Genomic DNA, 20,850 nt, shown 5'->3' on the forward strand with positions numbered 1-20,850 from the left:
ATAGTGGAGACGAAGATGCCGATTACCGATGATGTACGGCTTGGCCGCGATGTCAGAATCTTTCATCCGGAACTGGTCAATCTCTATGGCTGCACGGTGGGTGACGAGACCGGGATCGGCACTTTCGTCGAAATCCAGGCGGGCGCCACGATCGGAGCGCGCTGCAAAATCTCCTCCCATAGCTTCATCTGCGAGGGCGTCACGATCGAGGACGAGGTGTTCGTGGGCCATGGGGTCATGTTTACGAATGACAAGCATCCGCGCGCAACAACCGCGGATGGCCGGCCTCAAGGCGCCTCGGATTGGACGTTGCAGCGCACCCGTGTCGGCAGAGGAGCTTCCATCGGCTCGAATGCAACCGTTCTGTGCGGTGTGACGATAGGCGCCGGTGCCTCGGTTGGAGCCGGGGCGGTGGTGACCAAGGACGTCCCGCCGGGCGCAGTCGTGGCGGGAGTGCCAGCTCGATGTTTGTTCGCCGAGGAACAACCTGTTCCTAGACGCGAGCGCGGTGGGAGAACGCCATAAACCATTTAAACGACGTGTGCATATTTAGTCTTGAATTAATTCGATAATGATATTTTAATATTTAAATCATAACGCCGGCCACCCGAGGTTTTTCACCTTGATACCTTTCCTGGATTTGAAGGCCCAATACACCCAGATCAAGCCGGAGATCGACGCAGCGGTGGCGCGAGTCATCGGAAGCGCGAATTTTATCCTCGGCCCCGAGGTGACGGCGTTCGAGGAACGCTTCGCCGAGTATTGCCGGACCGCTCATTGCCGTGCGGTGAACAGCGGTACGTCGGCGATTCACCTCGCGCTGCTCGCCGCCGGCATCGGCCCGGGCGATGAAGTCATCACCGTCTCGATGACGTTCGTCGCGACGACGGCGGCCATTCTCTATAGCGGCGCCAAGCCGGTGTTCGTCGACGTCGATCCCGTTACTTGGACGATGAATCCCTCCTTGATCGAGGCTGCGATCACGCCGCGGACGAAGGCGATCATGCCGGTTCACCTGCATGGACTGATGGCCGACATGGATCCGATCATGGCGATTGCCCGCCGTCATGGCCTGGTCGTCATCGAGGATGCCGCACAGGCCCACGGCGCGGAGTACAAGGGCCATCGCGCCGGCTCGGTCGGCGATCTCGGGTGCTTTAGCTTCTATCCCGGCAAGAATCTCGGCGCGTTTGGCGAGGGTGGGGCAGTCGTAACCGACCGACCGGACCTCGCGCGCCGCGTGTCGCTGTTGCGGGACTGGGGGCAGGAGGCCAAGTACAAGCACGTTATCGCTGGATACAATTACCGCATGGACGGCATCCAGGGCGCGGTGCTGAACGTCAAGATGAATCATATCGAATCCTGGACGGAGGCGCGCCGGTCGCTCGCCGAGCGATACGACCAATTGTTGTCGGATCTTCAATTGGCTTGCCCTCGACCGCCTTGGTACAGCCGCCACGTCTACCACGTGTATGCCGTCAGGTTATCGCGGCGCGACGAGGCGCTCAGATCGCTGCGGGATGCCAGCATCGACGTCGGAATTCACTATCCGGTTCCGGTTCATCTGCAAGAGGCATATGCGGAGCTTGGCTATCGACCTGGCGATCTTCCCGTCACGGAGATGCTCGCCAACGAGTTTCTCTCGCTTCCCATCTATCCGGAGCTGTTGCCGGAGCAGGTGGCCGAAGTCGCCTCTACGCTGAAGACCGCGGCGCCGCTGGAGTTCGCTCGGGGTATTGGCCGAGAAGGGAATCACATTTCAGTGGAGCCCAGCAATAGGAGGGCGTCTTGATCGATCTCAAGGGCAAACGCATCTTGGTTACGGGCGGAGCGGGGTTCATCGGCTCCCATATTGTCGACCTGTTGTGCGACGAAGGCTGCATCGAGATCGTGGCCCTCGACAACATGGTGCGAGGACGGCCGGCGAATCTCCGGCGAGCGCTGGGGCGCGGCCCGGTGCGGCTGGTCCACGGCGATATACGTGATGGCAAGCTGATGGGGGCACTGGTTAAGGCGGCCGACATCGTGTTTCATCAGGCCGCACTGCGCATCACGCACTGCGCCGCTGAGCCCCGCCTGGCCAAGGAAGTCATGGTGGACGCCACGTTCGATCTGCTCGAGCTTTGCGTCAGGCACGACGTCGAGAAGGTGATCGCAGCGTCTTCCGCATCCGTGTACGGCATGGCGGAGGAGTTCCCCACGACTGAGCGACAGAATCCCTACGACAACCGAACTCTCTATGGCGCCGCGAAGGCGTTCAACGAAGGCCTGTTTCGTACCTTCAACGACATGTACGGTCTCGACTACGTGGCGTTCCGTTACTTCAACGTATACGGCAGCCGCATGGACATTCACGGGCGTTACACCGAGGTGTTGATCCGCTGGATGGAGCGGCTCGAAGCCGGTCTGCCACCGGTCATTTTTGGCGATGGCCAACAGACGATGGATTTCGTGCATGTGCGTGACGTCGCCCGTGCAAACATCTTGGCAGCTCGGGCAAAGGTGACCGACGAAGTGTTCAACGTGGGGAGCGGTACCGAAACGAGCCTGGCGCAGCTCGCTCAAGTCCTTGCCTCGGTGATGGGCCACCCCAGAATGGCGCCCGAGTTCGCGCCGGAGCGCTCGATCAATCCGGTGCCGCGCCGGTTGGCTTCGACCGGAAAAGCCGAGCGTCTGCTGGGCTTCCGCACCACCGTCTCGCTTGAGCAGGGACTTGCAGATCTCGTGAAATGGTGGCTCGCCGAACGCGAGGTCGGCGCCGTCGACCGGGAACAGGCGGCGGCGTCATGATCCCGATCGCAATGCCGGTCCTTGCCGAGGAAGAGGCCGAGGCAGCGCGAGCGGCCGTCCTCTCCGGCTGGGTGTCGCAAGGTCCGCAAGTGGCCGCCTTCGAGCGTGAATTTGCCGCTCTCGTGGGGGCGCCCTTCGCATGCGCCGTGTCCAACTGCACGACGGCCCTGCAACTCGCTCTGGCGGCTCTCGACATCGGACCAGGTGACGAGGTCATCACGGCCAGTCATTCCTTCATTGCAACGGCCAATTCGATCCGAAATCAAGGCGCCGTTCCCGTCTTTGTAGACGTCGATCCGGAGACCTACAACATAGACCCCCGCCGGCTGGAGGACGCAATTACTCCGCGCACCCGCGCGATTATTGCGGTTCACCAAATGGGCATGCCCTGCGATCTTGAAGCCCTGACCATGCTGGCGGATCGCCATGGCATTCCCCTGATCGAGGACGCAGCCTGCGCGGCCGGAAGCGAGATCCTGGTCAAGGAGAACTGGGAACGGATCGGCAGGCCGCACGGACGGATCGCCTGCTTTTCCTTTCACCCCCGCAAGGTGATCACGACCGGCGAGGGCGGAATGCTCACCACTTCGGATGTCGAGCTTGACCGCAAGTTCAGGCTCCTGCGCCAGCACGGGATGAGCGTTCCCGACACGGTGCGGCATGGCTCGTCCCAGGTGATCTTCGAAGAGTACCTCGTTTCCGGCTACAACTATCGGATGACCGACATGCAGGCTGCGATCGGGCGCAAGCAGCTGGAGCGGCTTCCGGAACTTGTGGCACGCCGCCGCGCTGTGGCGGCGAGATACACTGAACTGCTTGGCAACCTCGAAGGTTTGCGGCTGCCCGCAGAGCCGGAATGGGCCAGGTCCAACTGGCAAAGCTATTGCGTTCGCCTCCCCAACCGTCTCGATCAGCGTTCGGTCATGCAAAGTCTGCTTGACCAGGGGATTGCTACGCGTCGCGGCATCATGTGCTCGCATCGCGAACCGCCTTACGCGAAGGCGGAGCAGCGGCATGACCTTCGCCACTCGGAAGTCGCACAGGATCGTTCGATCCTGCTGCCGATCTACGCGCAGATGAGCGAGTCGGAGCAGCTTCGCGTCGCGGAGTGTCTTAGAGCGGAACTGGCCCGGGGATAGCTGGTGCGGGGCAGACATTCGGCGGACACTTGCTCGTTGGACGCGATCCCGCTTTCGTCCTGTCGCAGATGGACGACGATGACCGGGAAAGAGCCACAACGGGAGAAATCAAAGCGATGGCCAAGTTCGACGTCGTTGTCCCCTGCCACAATTACGGGCGCTTCCTGACGGACTGCGTGCGAAGCGTTCTCGATCAATCCATCTCGGATGTTCGTGTCCTCATCATCGATGACGCGTCCTCGGATTCCTCCGTCGAAATCGCGCGGGGCCTTGCGGATGGCGATTCGCGTGTACGGGTTGTGGCGCACGCAACCAACAAGGGGCACATCGCAACATACAACGAGGGAATCGCCTGGGCGGACAGCGACTACTTTCTGCTGCTTTCCGCGGATGATCTGCTGGTGCCGGGGGCCCTGGAACGCGCGGCACAAGTCATGGATACCTGCCCTGAAGTCGGCCTGACCTTTGGCGAATGCCCGGTGTGGCGTCGGGACACTCCTCGGCCGCTCGTCGAGCCGGACCAGGAGTTGCGATGGACCAAGCAAGATCTGGTGGCGGACATGTGCCGGACCGGTTCCTGCTTCGTGGCCACGGCGACTGCGATTGCGCGAACATCTGTCCAGAAGGCTGTCGGCGGCTATAGACCATCCCTTCCGCACAGCGGCGATCTGGAGATGTGGCTCCGGTTTGGCGCACATGCGGAGGTCGCCAGAATCGATGCGGTGCAGGCGATCTATCGAAAGCATGATTCCGCGATGTCGAACGCCTATCTCGCGGAAATGAGGGCGGAGTATGGACAGAGGAAAGCGGCGTTCGACAGCTTCTTCGAGACCTGTCGCGACCGACTGCGGGACATACAGTTGTTGCAGCAGCAGGTGGCGCGCTCGCTCGCCGATCAGGCCTTCGACACCGGGATCAGTTACATCCGACAGGGGCGCATCGAGAGCGGCTTGGAGCTCCTGCGGTGGGCCATGAGCCTCGACTCGCGAATGCGCTATCTTCCGCCGATCTGGCGGCTTCTGCGGATGCCTGGGTTAAAGGGGCGCCAAAGACTCCTGTCCCTGGCGAGCAAGTCGAACGGGCGATGGCGGAAGGCGTTGCAGGCTTCAGCCGCTATTCCCTTTCTGCGCGTCGACAAGGATCGGCAGAGCTAGATATGACGAATAGGGTGCTCTTCCTCAGCCATGAGGCGTCGCGGACGGGAGCGCCAATCATGCTCCTCAGCGTACAACGCTGGCTTCGTCGCAACGATTCCGTTTCCTTCCGTACGGTGACAGCCAGTCCGGGCGAACTCACCGGTGAATTCGCCATGCTTGGCAGGGTCGACTCCGCCGAACCCGGCGACGTGCTTTATCGTGTGACAAGACGCGTCGGTATGCATCGTTTCTTGCGATCCGTTCATCTGGCCCGCTTGCAAGAGAGTCTTTCGAGGGAGCGCTTCGGTCTCGTTTACGTCAATTCGATCGCTTCCGGGCGGCTGCTCGAACGATTGCCTGTCGGGGATTGCGAAGTCCTCTGTCACGTCCACGAACTGGCGGGAGCCATTCGAAGCGTCGGATTGAACAATCTCGCAGCGCTTGAACGGCGGCGGCCCCGATACATTGCGGTGTCCGACGCTGTGCGGGATTGCCTGATCGGGGAATTCGACATCGCACCGCACCGGATCCACGTTGTCGAGCCGTTCATTCCCGAGCTCGAAGACGGTTGCGCTGACGCAGAGGATGCGCGTATCAGCCTTGCGCATGAGTTGAATATCTCGCCGGACGCGAGCATCGTGTGCGGTTGCGGTACGATCGAGGCGCGAAAGGGCACGGACCTGTTCATAGAGGTCGCGCGGCAGGTCGCCGGCGGCGTCAGTGGACGGAATGTCCAGTTCTTGTGGGTCGGCGGCACGTCGGACAAAGTCAAAACCATGCAGGACAGGCTCAAAAGTGAGGCGCCGACCGCACGGGTGCGCTTCGTTGGCCGAAAGGCCGACGTCGATAGATATTTTGCTGCATCGGACGTCTTTCTCCTGACCTCACGGGAGGAGGCGTTCGGCCTCGTGGTTCTGGAAGCTGCCCGACGCAGCACGCCGACCATCTGCTTCGATGCGAGCGATGCAGCGCGGAGATTTGTCGAGCCGGACGCGGGCTTTAGCGTAGCGAGATTCGATGTCGGGGAGATGAGCAGGAGGGTCATAGAGTTCCTCTCGTCCCCTTCGCTGAGGGAACAAATGGGGCGCGCGGCGAGACGCAAATTTGAGACGCGTCACACTCCTGCGCAGGGCGGACGAGCGATAGCATCGCTCATCCAGGAGGCGATGGGACGAAGGAGTAGCGTAACTTCAGTGAATGCACCGCCTGGCAAGCGCGAAGTGAGAGCGGAGTAACAGCGGCGCCATGTCCGGACCGTCGATGTTCGGGTTGCGACAGCGGGAGACTGCCCCGGCCATTATCTTTGTGCCGATATAAATAGTTGTCGAGGCTTGATAGCGAGCGGGCGCGCTGGTTAATATAGAGGTAGATTTAATTATTATAGTGAGGCGGCAATCGCGATGTCTTCCGGCACTAGTTTCCATGTGTATACCTGTGCTCGATCGACGGACGTCAGCACGCTCGATCGCGACCTTCGGCGTTCGCCGGCGATTGCCAGAGGTGACGTCAATCTCACGATCCTGTGGAATCAGCCTAGCGCTTCCAGCGCCTATGCGCGGGCGATCGCAGGGGCGAGAGAAGATATCCTCATCTTCGCTCATTGCGATGTTTACTTCCCCGAATACTGGTTTGAGCGGCTCGATTGGGAAATCCGACGGCTCACGCAACAAGACGGCCGTTGGGCCGTCGCTGGAACGAGCAGCGTCACAGCAGCGGGGGATGTGGTCGGTCGTGCGTGGGATCCCTCGCTCGCCCCGTTGTTTCCGGAAACCGGAGGCATTCATGGAGGGGAACTGAAGGTACCTGTACCAGTGGTCAGCGTGGATGAATTGGCGATCATTGTTCGCCGCGACTCGGGCGTATCCTTCGATCCCTTGCTGCCGGAATTTCATCTCTACGGGGCAGACATCGTCCTCGAAGCACAGAGGCTTGGCAGGTCCTGCTACGGTCTGGACATGCCGTTGATCCACAACGCCAAGGCGCAGCTATCGCTGGGCCCCGACTATGTTCGATCCTATCGCTACATGGTGCGGAAGTGGCGAGATCGCCTCCCTGTCCAGACCACATGCGGTACCATCAGCCGAAATCCGCTGGTTTTGCCGATGCGGCGCATGCGGATGCGCTATAAGGCGATTTTCCGACGGTCAACGTATTCGACTCAGCGGGCGTCAGATCCCGGCGCGAAGTCGAGGGAATTGGGAATGGACCGGATGCTGGCTGCTTCCTTGCCGGAGATACGCCGCCTGACGCCAGCGTGATGCAGGCGGGGGGCTTGGGGCACGTCAGTGACCTCCCGAGATCGTTAATCGTCAATTATCTCGATGCATTTAATTGCTTGCCAAATATAATAATGAAGCGTATTAATTTCTAATATTCGGGTGGTCGTCCAAGGGGCGCGGCACTCGAGGGCTGTCATTGATCATATTCAACTCAATGGCTTCGGCATAGTGAAAGTCCGCTCTCGGGCGGGCACTGCGAGCCCGTCGGTGCAACAGGTGGGGTTAATGTCGTTGAGGAACCGCCCCAACGTTGCGGTAGCGAAGGGTCCAGCGGAGCTGGAGCCCAGGCTGATTGCGAGTGCCGGTGCATCTCCGCAACGCGCCCATCCATTCGCCATCTGGCTGTTCTTTCTCGGTGTCGTATTGCCCGGCGACATGAGCTTTCTGCTCGGGGGGGCAAAGTTTAATCCCGAACGGTTCGTCATCGCTCTGCTCCTGATTCCGGGCCTCTGTCTGTTGCTGCAGAAGGGGCGGCGGTTCGTTGCATGCGATCTGTTCGTCTTTCTGGCGTCAATGTGGATGCTGGGAGTATCGGCACAGGAGAGCCGTTCCGCCGAACTGTCGTCGGCAGGAGCGGTGACGCTCGAACTCCTGGGCGGCTATATTGTCGCGCGCGCATACATTTTCGGGCACCTGGCCGTCGCCGAGTTCGTCAAGGCCTTGAAGGTCGCTGTAGCGTTGATCGTTGCAGTCGCGATGCTCGACCAGATGTCGGGAAAGCTCGTGGTCAACGGCTTTCTGGGGCTAAACAGCGATCCGGAGTACAGGAGCGGACTGATGAGGGCGGCGTCCGTTTTTCCGCACGCGATTTCTTACGGGACATTCTGCACCGCTGCCGCAGCCATATTTGCATACTCGGAGCAACGCCGGTTGGCGCAAATAGGCTGGGTCGGCGTTGCTTTCGTCGGATGCTTCCTGGCGATGTCTTCAGCCCCCATGTTGATGTTCTTCGTGGTCCTGTCGGTCTATAGCTACGACCGGCTCATGAAATCGTCTCCATGGCGATGGAAGGCGCTGGCAGCGGTCATCGGAGCCGGGCTCGTCTTCATCTACGCGACTACCAACAATCCGACGTCTTGGATCGTCGCGCACCTCACTCTCGATCCCTCGACCGGCTACTTTCGCCAGGCCACATGGGATCGAGCGTTCTACAACATCGGTTTCTCTCCCCTGGTGGGCTTTGGGTTCGGCGATATCGGCGAAGGCCTGGAATTCTTCGACAATGCTTCGGTGGATGCCGTCTGGCTGGTCATCGCGCTTCGGTTTGGTGTTCCGATCGTCGTCTTCATGCTGTTAGCCAATGTGACCTCCTTTTTCGTCGGGTTTGGACGAAAGACCGTTGGCCCGACGCTCGATCCCTACATGGACAGCGTGCGATCGGGCTTTACGCTTGCGGTGATGACGTTCGTGCTGGTCGGGCTGACCGTGCACTATTGGAACACCATGTGGATGCTCTGGGGCGCGTATATCGGAGTGCGAGCCTCTCTATACGAACACTTTCTGGGAACGAGACACATCGGTGAACTTTACTCCGCCTGGTACGCTCCGCCGGTCTATGTTCCAGCAACCGAGCGTCGGTGGTAGGTACCCATGCAGTCGTCTTTGAGAGCTGCCGTTCGGAGTTTCCTTGCCTGCTCATTTGCTGCGGGGTTGGCGTTCCACGCAGCCCACTCTTTCGCTAGGGCGGCCGACGACGCGGGGGCGCCGCAGGCATCCAGCGAGCAAGGCGACGGGTCGTCCGGCGCGCCCCGTTGCGACATTCAGTATCCCGAACTGCTGAGCCGATATCGCGCTCGTCCTTCCTGGTCTGTTGCCGGGGTCGATTATTGCGTGGGCCGCCCAACGGCGATCGAGCTCAAGGATCCTGCCGCGATCTCGATGAGCGGGGTATCGGTGGATCGCAAGATGCGCATCGTCACCGTAACGGGAAACGGCATCACGCTGGATGGCTATGACTTCTCTCTCGATGGCGGCTGGGGCGTCGTTGTTCAGGGTGAGGATACGAAGATTCAGAACTCCAACTTCATTGTTGGTGCCAACGGCAACAAGCCCGTCCTTGCGGCCGTGTCGTCGTCGAACGTGACGGTCGCCTACAGCACGATTGACGGCCGCAACAACCCCGACGTCAGCGGCCTTATCGAGAGTCGTGGTTCAGGATCGTTGACGGTGCAGTACTGCTGGCTGAAGAACGCTGGCGGCGACATGGTTCAAATGCACAATGGCGGCCGGGCGGCAGGTCTCGTTCTTCGATATAATCTCATTCAGAATGCTGGCATGGCGCGCGGCGCACACGGCGATTACACCGAGTTCATCGATGGGCCGTTTACGGTGACCATCTTGTACAATACGACCGCCCAGAATGGAGGCGCGAGTCAGGGGTTCATGGTGGAGCCTGATATCGGCTCCAGCCCTGGCAGGATCGTCTCGGGCGAAATCGGCAACAACACGTTCACCGGCACAGTCAACGCATTCACTGGAGTCACTGTCGCCGATATCGTGAACACGTTTACGGTGCGCGACAATTATTTCGATCCTTCGAGGACCTCGTCGGGGCTGGCATTTGGCGGTCCTATCCGCGGCGGACCAAACGACAACAGCGCCAAGTCGATCTATCTGCGCAACGTGAACATGCTCACGGGCGCCATCGTGCAGGATGCCAGGACAGGTGGGATATCTCATCGCTGATCGCGCGCGGCCGTGTATCGGTTTGGCTCCGCCGGCGTCGTGCAGGACAGGAAAGAGAGCCAAGGGAGTTTTCGTCAGGTCAACGCCATGAATGAAATCACTGCGCGCCGGCAAATCAGGGTTCTCAGAACGAGCTCCGAGATCGAGCCGCTTCGAGAGTTCTGGAATTCGTGCAATCCGCCTCGAGACGCGGATTTCGACTTTTTTCTGTTCATCCTGGACACATATCCGCAGGTTCAACGGCCGCACGTCGTGGTCCTCTACGAAGGAGGGCTTCCCAGCGCGCTTCTCGTCGGTCGATTGGAGGTGAGCCATGTGCCGGTCAAGCTCGGGTATTTTGCTCTCCCCGTTCCCGAGTTGAGAGTGCTGCAGATCGTGCACGGCGGCTGGTTGGGCGAGATCTCCGAGCAGAACGCCAGGATGCTGCTCGAGAGCATCATGGATTCGCTGGCAGCCGGGGAGGCCGATGCAGCCTCATTTCATTCTCCGGAGATCAGCTCCTCCCTCGTAAAACATGCCTGCGGTCTTCCGACCTGGTGGTGCGCCGATCATCTGATCAGCCCGCAAGCTCACCGGTTGCGTGCACTTCCGGAGAAAGCTGGCTCGTTCCTGGCTGGCCTTCCGAAGAAGGGGCGATACAACCAGCGCAAACGCGTCGAAGATATCGCCTGCGCTTTTGCGGAAAGCAGGATCGAGCGATTTGGCTCGTCGGCCGACCTGGATCAATTGATGCGTGACGCGGAGACCATCGCGGCCAAGTCTTATCAGCGGGGGCTGGGTGTAGGGTTCTCGGAAACGCCGATCATCCGATCGCGCCTCCGTTTCGAGGCAAGCAAGGGCTGGCTGCGAGGATACATTCTTTACCTCGACGGCCAGCCGGCCGCTCTCTGGATCGGCTCGCTACGCAATGGCGTCTTTCTCAGCGAGTATGTGTCCTACGATCCTGCCTACGCGAAGTATGGCCCCGGCCTCCACCTGATTCTCAGCGTATTGGAAGAACTGCAGGCGTCGTCGAGCCGGCCGGTGCGGCTGATCGACTTTGGCATCGGCGATGCGACCTACAAGGAGATGCTGGCCAACCTCTCGAGACAGGAATCGACAGTTTACATCTTCGCCCCGCGATTGAAGGCGGTCAGCATCAATCTCCTGCGCACCTGCGTCGGCAAGATGAATCGTCTGGCCAAGAGTTTTCTGCGGAGATCGTGGCTTGCGGGAATTAAGCGAAAGTGGCGGACCGGGATTAGCGGCCAGCCGTCCTATCGGGTGCCGCCGTCATGAGTGTGAAAGCCCGCGATTGGGACCGCAACAGGACTGAGGCGGAGGGCGTGGCTCCCGGAGACATGGCGGGAGATCCTGGACGTGTTGGTGAGGATCGAGCCTTTGAGCGCGAGGTCGCAATGAGCGTCTCACTCGGTGTGCTCATGCCGCTGCCGCTCAACGGAATGGGAGTCGGCTATACCTGCAGTTCCCTCGCAAAGGGCATGGCGAGCGAGAATTTCGACGTGACGCTCGTGACGCCGCGGGCGCAGTGGGCGTTGCCATCGGTAAAGCTCGTCCAAGTCCTGCCGGATTGGGCGCGATACATCCCGTACCGGTACGTGCGAGGCTGGGTCGGCCGTAGAATCGAGGGAATATTTCTCTCTTCTATCGATGACTCTCCATCCAGGAGGGGGGCAGCCTATCTTTGGCCGGATGCGAGCCTGGGTACCATCCAGGAGCTGAAACGGCGCGGCGTCACCGTCTTTCGTGAACAGTTCAATTGCCACACGGGGACAGCAAAGAGGATTCTTGATCAGGCGTACGAGCGGCTCGGGGTGGGCGCGGCGCACGGGATCACGTCCGAGAAGGTCGAACGTGAAGCGCAGGTCCTGGCAGCGGTGGATCACGTGTTTTGTCCCAGTCCGCTGGTCGAGGCCTCATTGTTGGAGAACGGCGTACCTCGATCCAAGTTCTTGAACGCGAGCTATGGTTGGGAGCCGGCGCGGCTTTCCGGAAGGCGGCCGTTGCTCGCACCGAGCGCGGGCGTCACAGCGGTGTTCGTCGGTGCTATTTGTGTGAGGAAGGGAGCCCATCTGCTCCTGGACTACTGGGCCCGAAGCGGGGTGAAGGGAAGGCTCGTGCTTGCAGGGGAGATGGAGCCTGCCATCAAGGAGAAATGCGCCGGCCTTCTTGCCAGGGATGATGTGATCGTATTCGACTACCTCAAAGACGTTGGCGCGCTTTATCAATCGGCCGACCTGTTCATATTCCCTTCGCTGGAGGAGGGGAGTCCCTTGGTCATGTACGAAGCGTGCGGCTCTGGACTTCCGGTCATCACGACCGAGATGGGGGCCGGGCGGTTCGTGCGAGACGGTCATGAAGGCTTTGTGCTCGATCCCTACGATGCGCCGCGTTGGGTCGAGGCCATTCGTTCGCTGGCCGGCGACCTCGGGCTTCGGCGAACCATGTCCGAGACCGCTGTCGCGCGCGCAGAACGTTTCGTTTGGGCTGAGGTCGCCAGCCAGCGCCGTCAGCAGATCAAGGAATGTCTTGGCAATGGCCTCTGATCGCGCAAAGCTTGCCGTGCTGATCGTCGGGTACCGCAATCCCGACGACATTAGGCGTTGCTTGAGGTCGCTCGCAGCGTCCGATTGGCAGGAATTTGAAGTCTTCGTTTGCGAGAATGGAGGGAGCGAAGCTTTCGAAACTCTGGTAGATGCGCTGATCGGTCAGGAGCGGATGCTGCCATGCATTCAGGATGAAGATGATGCCGCCGTGGATGCACCCGGCGGACGCTTTGGCTCTGTCGTCAAATGCCGATTCCAGGACCGGCCTGTTGTCGTTCGAATTGGACTCGCGACGGATAACCTCGGTTATGGCGGCGGGGTAAACGCCTGGCTCGAACGCCTGCTCGGCACGCGCGGCTGGGAAGCCGTGCTCGTTCTCAATCCCGATACCGAGGTCCATGCTAGCTGCCTGACGGAATTCATGGCCAAGGCAAATCAGGGTTTCGGAATGATCGGCGGCACCCTGGTTTTTGATCATGCGCCGGACAAGATCATCAATTATGGGCTTCAATGGTCGCCCGTGACAGGCCGGGTTCTCGCCGTCGGCAGGAATTTGGCGGCCGGCACCTCTCCAGCGCCGGAGGTGCTTTCACGGATCGATTCGATCAGCGGCGCCTGCGTGCTGGTCACGCGTGGGTTCATCGAGGACGTCGGATTGATGGCCGAGGACTATTTTCTCTATATGGAGGATGTGGACTGGGGGCATCGCCGCGGTAAGCACAGGATCGGCTTCGCGGAACGAGCGATCATACGTCACGTTGGCGGCACCGCTATCGGTTCTGCGACGGACCCCAGAAAGCAGTCATTCCTTTCGGTCTATCTGTCGGCGCGCAACAGCATCCTCTTCGCTCGCCGGTGGGCTGGACGCCGATGGGTGCTTCACTTTGGATGGGGTTTGCTACACGCCGTCAGGTACGCCGCTATTGGCGCTCCTTTGGCCGGGAAGATCACCCTCGTCGGCCTCATGGACGGTGCACGAGGAAAGTCCGGGAAGCCCGACGCATTCATGCGATTGTCTCGGTCCCGATAGGCGCCAAGAATTTCCAGCTTCGATTTCTTGAGGCGAGCCTTGTGCCTGTATGTTCTGCGCGGGCGGGCATGTCGGTAAGCACCTCAAATTCCACGCAGGATGGGGCCGCGTCTGAGTCCGGGCAATCCGGGTGGCAGCGATCCGCGCTTGGCAGTCTTCGCCCCCGAGCAGCTCGGTGGAATTGGTTGAACTCGCCCAAATATTGTGGCGTTGGCTTGGCGTATTGGCTTTGGTCAGGACGGCCGGCTTACTTTGTCGCAATGACCCCTGTTATTTGTTGCCGTTAAGTTCATTATTAGGAAGCCAGTATTGATTCGCGGCGCAAGTTCTCTGAGCCTTCCTAGGCCATTCTATCACCGGCAAATTTGGCTGCCGGTGTCCTGCGTGCCCGGTAATAATACGAGTTTCGTCAGATGCATGCGGTGCGGTATAAATGCGTCTGGATAAGCCGCGTATTTAATTCGTGTCGCGTGAGTGTGGCGGTCTGAGCCAAACATAACCCCAGCACAGCCTCGTTGTAGTCCAAAAAAAGTCCGTGGTACTCAGCCAAGAGTTGCCGTGGCCGAGATGATCGGCTCCAAGCCTGGCGTGTCGCTCTGGGGGACTCTCGAAATTGAGCGCATGCCGTCGGCGGTAATTAAATCAGGAGAACAGGGTAGATGGCAATTAACGACGGCTCCGCAAATGCTCCAATTGGAACGCCGCAGCTTCCGAACTTGCTCGATTCCTACGGCGCGAACCGGCCCGGATGGAATGTCGCGGGCGTGGATTACTACGTGGGGGTGCCTCAGGGATTAACGCTGAAAAATCCGGCGACGATCTCGATGGCCGGGGTATCGGTGGATACGGCCAATCACATCGTCACAGTGACGGGCAGCAACGTTGCGCTCGACGGCTATGATTTCTCGCTCAACGGTGGCTGGGGCGTCGTCGTCCAGGGCGCCAATACGACGATTCTGGATTCCAACTTCAAGGTCGGGGCCAACGGCAACAAGCCGATCTTGATGACGACGTCGTCATCGAATCTGACGGTCAAGTACAGCACGCTTGACGGCAATAACAACGGCAGCGTCAGTGGCCTCATTGAACATCGTGGTTCGGGCACGCTGACCGTGGAGTATTCCTGGCTCAAGAATGCCGGCGGCGACATGATTCAGATGCACAATGGCGGCAAGTCGGCCGGCCTTGTCGCTGAATATAATCTGCTTCAGAACGCCGGAATGGCATCCGGTGCGCACGGCGACTACACCGAGTTCATGGATGGGCCGTTTACCGCCACCATCATGTACAACACCACCACCCAGAACGGGGGGGCGAGCCAGGGCTTCATGGTGGAGCCCGACATCGGCAGCAGCCCGGGCACAATTGTTTCCGGCGAAATCGGCAATAATGTATTCACTGGCAGCGTCAACGCCTTCACTGGCGTCACGGTGGCAGATATCCAGAATACGTTCACAGTCCACGACAACTACTTCGATCCGTCCAGTTCGTCTTCGGGACTGGCGTTCGGCGGCGTCCGGGGCGGTCCCAACGACTCCAGCTCGAAGTCGATCTATATCCACAACGTCAACATGAAGACTGGTGCCGTCCTTCAGGATGCAAATGCGCCGACATCACCGACAGCGCCGACGTCGCCGACCGGGCCGACTGCGCCCACTATCGCCTCCATCTCGAACGATAGCGGCACCGCTGGCGATGGCATCACGAACGACAACACTCTCGAGCTGAAGGGGAAGGCGGCTGCCGGCAGCGCGGTCAAGGTCTATGACGGCACGACCCAGATCGGTTCGACCACTGCGGACTCGAGCGGGAATTGGGACTACATCACAAAGGTGCTGACTGACGCCAAGCATACGCTCACCGCAACGGCGACCAATTCATCGGGGCAGACCAGCGCGACGTCGGCTGCGGTGGTGGTCACCGTCGATACCAAGGCGCCGACTGCGCCGACCATTGCTAGCAACAAGGTGAACAGCGCCAATCAGGTGGTGATGTCGGGCAATGCCGAAGCGGGCAGCGCCGTAAAGGTGTTCGACGGCACGACCCAGATCGGGACCGCGACGGCAAACAGCAGCGGTGTGTGGGCCTATACGTCCGCTGCCCTTGCGGTCGGTGCGCACAGCCTGACGGCGAAGGCCACGGACGTGGCAGGCAACATCAGCGCGGCGTCGTCCGTGGTCACGGCCAGCATCACCTCGACGTCCCCCACCGCTCCGACATCTCCCACCACCCCGACTTCGCCCACTGCCGGTACGGTGATCGAGTCGGCCGGTGCGACACGTCTCGTTGAGAGTGGTGACAAATACTACCTCAACAGCAGCACCGGGACTGGCCCGTCGCTGAAGTATAAAGGCGTGGAGTTTGTCGAGGGGTCAGATCACACCTGGGCGCCGATCGGTGCGGAGAAGTCGGCGACCGGCTATCAGGTCGTCTGGAAGGAGGCGAGCACGGGTCGGTACACGGCCTGGAACACCGACAACAACGGCAACTACCTTTCCCACGTGGCCTTGGCCGGCTCCACGTCGGGCGGCACCGTGTCTGGTACGAGCTCTGCCCTTAAGTCGCTGGAGACGACCTTCCAACAGGATCTGAACGGTGACGGACAGATCGGTTCCAGCACGTCCACACCGACCTCCCCCACCTCTCCGACGTCTCCCACCTCTCCGACGTCGCCCACTGCTGGCACGGTGATCGAGGCGGCTGGTGCGACACGCCTCGTGGAGAGTGGCGACAAGTTCTACCTCAACAGCAGCACCGGGACGGGCCCCTCGCTGAAGTATCACGGCGTGGAGTTTGTGGACGGGTCAGATGGCAGCTGGGCGCCGATCGGTGCGGAGAAGACGGCCACGGGCTATCAGGTCGTCTGGAAGGAGGCGAGCACGGGTCAGTACACGGCGTGGAACACCGACAGCAACGGAAACTACGTTTCCCACGTCAGCAGCCTGACCGGCTCCACCTCGGGCGGCTCCGTGTCGGGCACGAGCTCAGGCCTTAAGTCGCTCGAGACGAGCTTCCAGCAGGATCTGAACAGCGATGGACAGATCGGTACTTCCAGCACAACTGCGTTGTCCACGAGCAGCACTCAGGCCGTCGCTACGTCAAGCCCGACAGGCAACGTACAGACGAGCACTTCGAACGATGAAGTCTTCGTTGGCACCACCAAGGCCGACACGTTCTCGTTTGCCGCGAATTTCGGCAACGATGTCATCAAGGACTTCACTGCCAGCGGACCTGCTCACGACACGATCCAGTTCAGCAAGAGCGTGTTCGACAGCTTTGCGAGTGTTCTTTCCCATGCGACCCAATCGGGTCAGGACGTCGTCATCGCGACGGGGGACGACACGCTCACGCTGAAGAACATGAAGGTCGGTTCGTTGACCAGCCAGGACTTCCACTTCGCGTAGGAGTCGGGCGAACCACACAGGCTAGTATTCAACAACTGTCTCGGGGCTCTTGGGGGGCCCCGGCGCAGACGGGATTGAAGGGCGGGTTGTCATGACTGACATTGGACGGCGGGGGGTGATCCCCCCGCCTGCGAATCTTTATCGAATCCCTCTCATTGTGCATTTGTCAGGACTATGGTCGGCCGGACGGCAGTGGGCCGGCGACGCCGAATTGCCGACGGCACGACTGGCCGGTTGGGCCAGGCGTTTGGTCGAAGGCCTCCGGCAGAGAATATTCGCTGATCGCATGCGGTCGACGGAGGATTATGAGGGGCCGCAGTCGGAGATGTCGGCATTCCTGCGGTCTTGCCGCAGGATCTTCTGGGCTCTCGCGGCCTTCAGCGGAATGAGCAATCTGCTCATGCTCACCGGTTCGTTCTTCATGCTGCAGGTCTATGATCGGGTGCTGCCCGGGCGCAGCATACCGACCTTGGTGGCCTTGATGGTTCTGGCCACGGTCCTTTACCTGTTTCAGGGCGGGCTCGACTTCGTCAGGGGCAGGATCTGCGTGCGGGTCGGCCGGTACTTTGATGAAAGGCTGGGCATTCGCATATTCGACGCGCTCGTTCGTCTGCCGTTGAAGACCAGGGCCGATGGCGACGGCTTGCAGCCGGTTCGGGATCTTGATCAGGTCCGCAGTTTCCTGTCGAGCGGCGGGCCGACTGCGCTGTTCGATCTGCCCTGGATGCCGATCTATCTGGGCGTTTGTTTTCTCTTCCACTTCTGGATCGGCGTCACCGCGATGGCCGGCGCGCTGGTGCTCGTCGGCATTACGATCCTCACGGAAACCCGGACGCGCGGACCGGCGAAGGCGTCCTCGCGTCTCGCAGTCTCGCGAACGGCACTGGCGCTCGAGGGGCGACGAAATGCCGAGGTTCTGCAGGCCATGGGCATGCGGCAACAGGCGGCGTTGCGTTGGCGGGATGTCAACGCGAAGTATCTCGCGGCGCATGAGCGAGCCAGCGATGTCGCGAGCGGGCTCGGGGGCGCCTCCAAGATCTTCCGGGCGATCCTGCAATCGCTGGTTCTTGCCGTTGGCGCAGTCCTCGTCATCAACCAGGAATCGACGGCCGGCATCATCATTGCCGGATCGATCCTCACTGCGCGGGCCTTGGCGCCCGTCGAAATGGCCATCGCGAATTGGAAAGGATTCGTCGCTGCGCGACAATCGGGACAACGGCTGGATGCTTTGCTGAAGCTCCTGCCCGGCGAAGAGGAGCGGCTGGCATTGCCTCCTCCTGTTGAAACTCTCACGGTCGAGAATCTCTATATCGGGGCTCCAAACTCGGAGAGGCCCACCGTCAGTGACGTGTCGTTCCAGCTGCGGAGCGGGCAGGCGGTCGGCATCATTGGACCGAGCGGATCCGGCAAATCGACGCTGGCACGTGCGCTTGTGGGGGTTTGGCCCGGCATTCGAGGCCGGATCCGGCTTGACAATGCCGCGCTCGATCACTGGTCTTCTGACGCCCTCGGCAAGCACATTGGCTATCTACCCCAGGACGTCGAATTGTTCGACGGCAGCATTGCGATGAACATTGCAAGGTTCGACCCGCAGGCAACCGCCGCCGTCGTCCTGGAAGCCGCGCGTGCCGCCGGCGCGCACGACCTCGTCCTCTCCCTTCCGGACGGCTACGGCACGAAGATCGGCGAGGGAGGGCTGGCGCTGTCGGCAGGGCAGCGGCAGCGTATCGGGCTCGCACGTGCCTTCTACGGCAAACCGTTCCTGGTCGTGCTCGATGAGCCCTCCTCCAATCTCGACGCCGAGGGCGAGGAGGCGCTGACAGAAGCGATCCTGAACGTGCGTCGCCGCGGCGGGATCGTCGTCGTTGTCGCCCATCGTCCCAAGGCGCTTGAAGCCGTCGATCATGTCCTGTGCCTCGGGGAAGGCAGGGTTCAGTCTTTCGGCAAGAGAGAGGAGGTCCTCAGGAAAGTCTTGCGGAATCCCGTACCGCTCAAGGTGGTCGCAGAAGCTCACGGAGGCGGCCGATGAGCAGCCTGGTGTCACCGGCGATGCAATCCATCCAGCGCTACATGATCGTCGGAATGATCATGTTCGGTGTGGTGACTTTCGGCATCGGCGGTTGGGCGACGACGAGCCAATTGTCCGGCGCGGTGATCGCCCAAGGCGTGGTCGTGGTCGATTCGAGCGTCAAGAAGGTTCAGCACGCCACCGGTGGGATCGTGGGAGAGTTGCGCGTGCGCCAGGGCGATCGCGTCAATGCAGGCGACGTCTTGATCCGCCTCGACGAGACTCAGACGCTCGCGAATGCGACGATCGTCACGAACAGCATCGATGAGCTGCTCGCGCGGCAGGCTCGTCTCGAGGCCGAGCGCGATGGTGCCGAGCAGGTCGTGTTTCCCAAGGTGCTGCTCGACCGGGCCAGGGAGAACAACTCCGAGGCGAGCCGTGCGATGACGGCGGAGCGGAAGCTGTTCGATCTTCGCCGTCAGGCAAGGAGCGGCCAGAAGGCGCAGTTGCAGGAAAAGGGTGCGCAGCTGGAAAACGAGATCAAGGGCTATTCGGGGCAGACCGAGGCAAAGCAGAAGGAAGTCGAATTCATTCGGCAGGAGCTGGAGGGCGTGCGCAGCCTCTGGCAGAAGAATTTGGTGCCGATCACCCGGCTCAATTCCCTCGAGCGCGACTCCGCCCGTCTCGAAGGCGAGCGCAGTCAGCTCGCAGGAATGATTGCGCAGTCGAAGGGCAAGATCTCCGAAATCGGGCTTCAGATCATTCAGATCGACCAGGATTTGCGGACGGAAGTCGGCAAGGACCTGATAGAAACGCGTTCGAAACTCTCCGAGCTGGGCGAGCGCAGAACTGCGGCGGTCGATCAGCTGAACCGGATCGATATCAGGGCACCGCAATCCGGCCGCGTCCACGAGCTCAGCGTCCACACCGTCGGGGGTGTCATCTCGCCCGGCGAGCAGATCATGCTGATCGTGCCTGACGCGGACTCGCTCGCGGTCGAAGTCAAGATCGCACCGCGCGACATCGATCAAGTCTATGTCGGGCAGACCGCGACCATGCGGTTCGCGGCGTTCAACCAGAAGACCACGCCCGAAATCGACGGGGAGGTCAGCATGGTCTCGGCAGATATCACGCAGGATCAGCGCGCCGGCACGAGTTACTACACGGGCCGTGTCCTGCTGAAGCCGGAAGAGCTGGCGAAGCTCGGCTCGGCCAAGCTGCTGCCCGGCATGCCGGTCGAGGTCTTCATCAAGACGGCAGGTCGGACCGCGCTTTCGTACCTGCTCAAGCCGCTGCAGGATCAGGCGGGGCGCGCGTTCAAGGAGCGCTGAGTTGATGCAGGATGGCGGCGGCGCTCGACTGCATGTGTTCGGGACTGGCGCCCTTTCCCTGGGCGTCGGTGTTGCGATCAGGCCCTGACAACTCGGCCGGGCGATCGCAAGCACCGGGCGTGGGCCTGCCAGTTCGACGGAGGTCCGTCTCAACCCGGACCGGTGTCTGCGATCTGGTTTGAAAGATTGACCGCAGCATTCTGGTCATCGGCGGGCCGGAGGAAATCGAGTGAAACGAACGCGGCGAGATCGCCCTTTCGATTAACCGTAGTAAATCGCGCGCCTCTCGAGGGCTCGCCCGCGCAGGATGTTCGTTGCCAGTCGAAGAAGCGATGGGGTGCTCGAACGAGCGTCCGCTCAGGACGTCCATCCGTTTGGCGCGCAGGCTCATTGCGGCCACGAAGCAGAGTATTGAAGCTTCAACTCCCAGAATGACGAGTAGCTCGACTGGCATTCGAAATCGGTCCTGTCCGAGGAAGCTCGCTGACGTTTTCTGGCTCCA

15 protein-coding genes are annotated in these 20,850 nt (G+C 60.8%); all 15 read left to right on the forward strand.

The annotated features are described in order from the left end of the window. Positions 1-15 precede the first annotated feature (15 nt). The 15 genes from ACYCVF_RS03190 to ACYCVF_RS03260 all read left to right on the forward strand — a co-directional run bounded on the left by ACYCVF_RS03190 (position 16) and on the right by ACYCVF_RS03260 (position 20,348). The gene (locus ACYCVF_RS03190; RefSeq protein ID WP_459597090.1) at positions 16-525 is read left to right on the forward strand and encodes an acyltransferase; all 510 of its coding nucleotides are present in this window, start codon (positions 16-18) and stop codon (positions 523-525) included. 97 nt (positions 526-622) lie between these two features. Next, positions 623-1,792, forward strand: coding sequence for a DegT/DnrJ/EryC1/StrS family aminotransferase (locus tag ACYCVF_RS03195; RefSeq protein ID WP_459597091.1), 1,170 nt, complete (start codon positions 623-625; stop codon positions 1,790-1,792). After that, positions 1,789-2,790 (forward strand): NAD-dependent epimerase/dehydratase family protein, encoded by a 1,002-nt coding sequence (locus ACYCVF_RS03200; RefSeq protein ID WP_459597092.1) that lies wholly within the window; start codon positions 1,789-1,791, stop codon positions 2,788-2,790. Before ACYCVF_RS03195 ends, ACYCVF_RS03200 begins: the two co-directional genes overlap by 4 nt. Then, complete coding sequence (locus ACYCVF_RS03205) at positions 2,787-3,929, forward strand: DegT/DnrJ/EryC1/StrS family aminotransferase (RefSeq protein WP_459597093.1); 1,143 nt, start codon at positions 2,787-2,789, stop codon at positions 3,927-3,929. Before ACYCVF_RS03200 ends, ACYCVF_RS03205 begins: the two co-directional genes overlap by 4 nt. A gap of 116 nt (positions 3,930-4,045) precedes the next feature. Beyond that, positions 4,046-5,083: a glycosyltransferase family 2 protein gene (locus tag ACYCVF_RS03210; RefSeq protein ID WP_459597094.1), complete on the forward strand. Its 1,038-nt coding sequence runs from the start codon at positions 4,046-4,048 to the stop codon at positions 5,081-5,083. Between the two features lie 59 nt (positions 5,084-5,142). Next, positions 5,143-6,300 (forward strand): glycosyltransferase family 4 protein, encoded by a 1,158-nt coding sequence (locus ACYCVF_RS03215; RefSeq protein WP_459597095.1) that lies wholly within the window; start codon positions 5,143-5,145, stop codon positions 6,298-6,300. 165 nt (positions 6,301-6,465) lie between these two features. Beyond that, positions 6,466-7,323, forward strand: a complete 858-nt coding sequence (locus tag ACYCVF_RS03220) for a hypothetical protein (protein WP_459597096.1) — start codon at positions 6,466-6,468, stop codon at positions 7,321-7,323. Between the two features lie 246 nt (positions 7,324-7,569). Further along, positions 7,570-8,928 carry a hypothetical protein gene (locus ACYCVF_RS03225; RefSeq protein WP_459597097.1) on the forward strand — a complete coding sequence of 453 codons (1,359 nt, stop codon included), beginning with the start codon at positions 7,570-7,572 and terminating at the stop codon, positions 8,926-8,928. 6 nt (positions 8,929-8,934) lie between these two features. Then, positions 8,935-10,029, forward strand: coding sequence for a hypothetical protein (locus ACYCVF_RS03230; RefSeq protein ID WP_459597098.1), 1,095 nt, complete (start codon positions 8,935-8,937; stop codon positions 10,027-10,029). An 87-nt stretch (positions 10,030-10,116) separates the two neighbouring features. Next, on the forward strand, positions 10,117-11,307 hold the full coding sequence (locus tag ACYCVF_RS03235) for a GNAT family N-acetyltransferase (RefSeq protein ID WP_459597099.1): 1,191 nt from the start codon (positions 10,117-10,119) through the stop codon (positions 11,305-11,307). 119 nt (positions 11,308-11,426) lie between these two features. Continuing rightward, complete coding sequence (locus ACYCVF_RS03240; RefSeq protein ID WP_459597100.1) at positions 11,427-12,575, forward strand: glycosyltransferase family 4 protein; 1,149 nt, start codon at positions 11,427-11,429, stop codon at positions 12,573-12,575. Next, positions 12,565-13,605 (forward strand): glycosyltransferase family 2 protein, encoded by a 1,041-nt coding sequence (locus tag ACYCVF_RS03245; RefSeq protein WP_459597101.1) that lies wholly within the window; start codon positions 12,565-12,567, stop codon positions 13,603-13,605. Before ACYCVF_RS03240 ends, ACYCVF_RS03245 begins: the two co-directional genes overlap by 11 nt. Positions 13,606-14,264: 659 nt before the next feature. Beyond that, positions 14,265-17,009 carry an Ig-like domain-containing protein gene (locus ACYCVF_RS03250; protein WP_459606479.1) on the forward strand — a complete coding sequence of 915 codons (2,745 nt, stop codon included), beginning with the start codon at positions 14,265-14,267 and terminating at the stop codon, positions 17,007-17,009. Positions 17,010-17,295: 286 nt separating this feature from the next. Continuing rightward, positions 17,296-19,038, forward strand: coding sequence for a type I secretion system permease/ATPase (locus tag ACYCVF_RS03255; RefSeq protein ID WP_459597980.1), 1,743 nt, complete (start codon positions 17,296-17,298; stop codon positions 19,036-19,038). Further along, positions 19,035-20,348 (forward strand): HlyD family type I secretion periplasmic adaptor subunit, encoded by a 1,314-nt coding sequence (locus tag ACYCVF_RS03260; protein ID WP_459597103.1) that lies wholly within the window; start codon positions 19,035-19,037, stop codon positions 20,346-20,348. Before ACYCVF_RS03255 ends, ACYCVF_RS03260 begins: the two co-directional genes overlap by 4 nt. The last annotated feature ends 502 nt before the right edge of the window (positions 20,349-20,850 follow it).

Source organism: Bradyrhizobium cedriense (assembly GCF_054602315.1).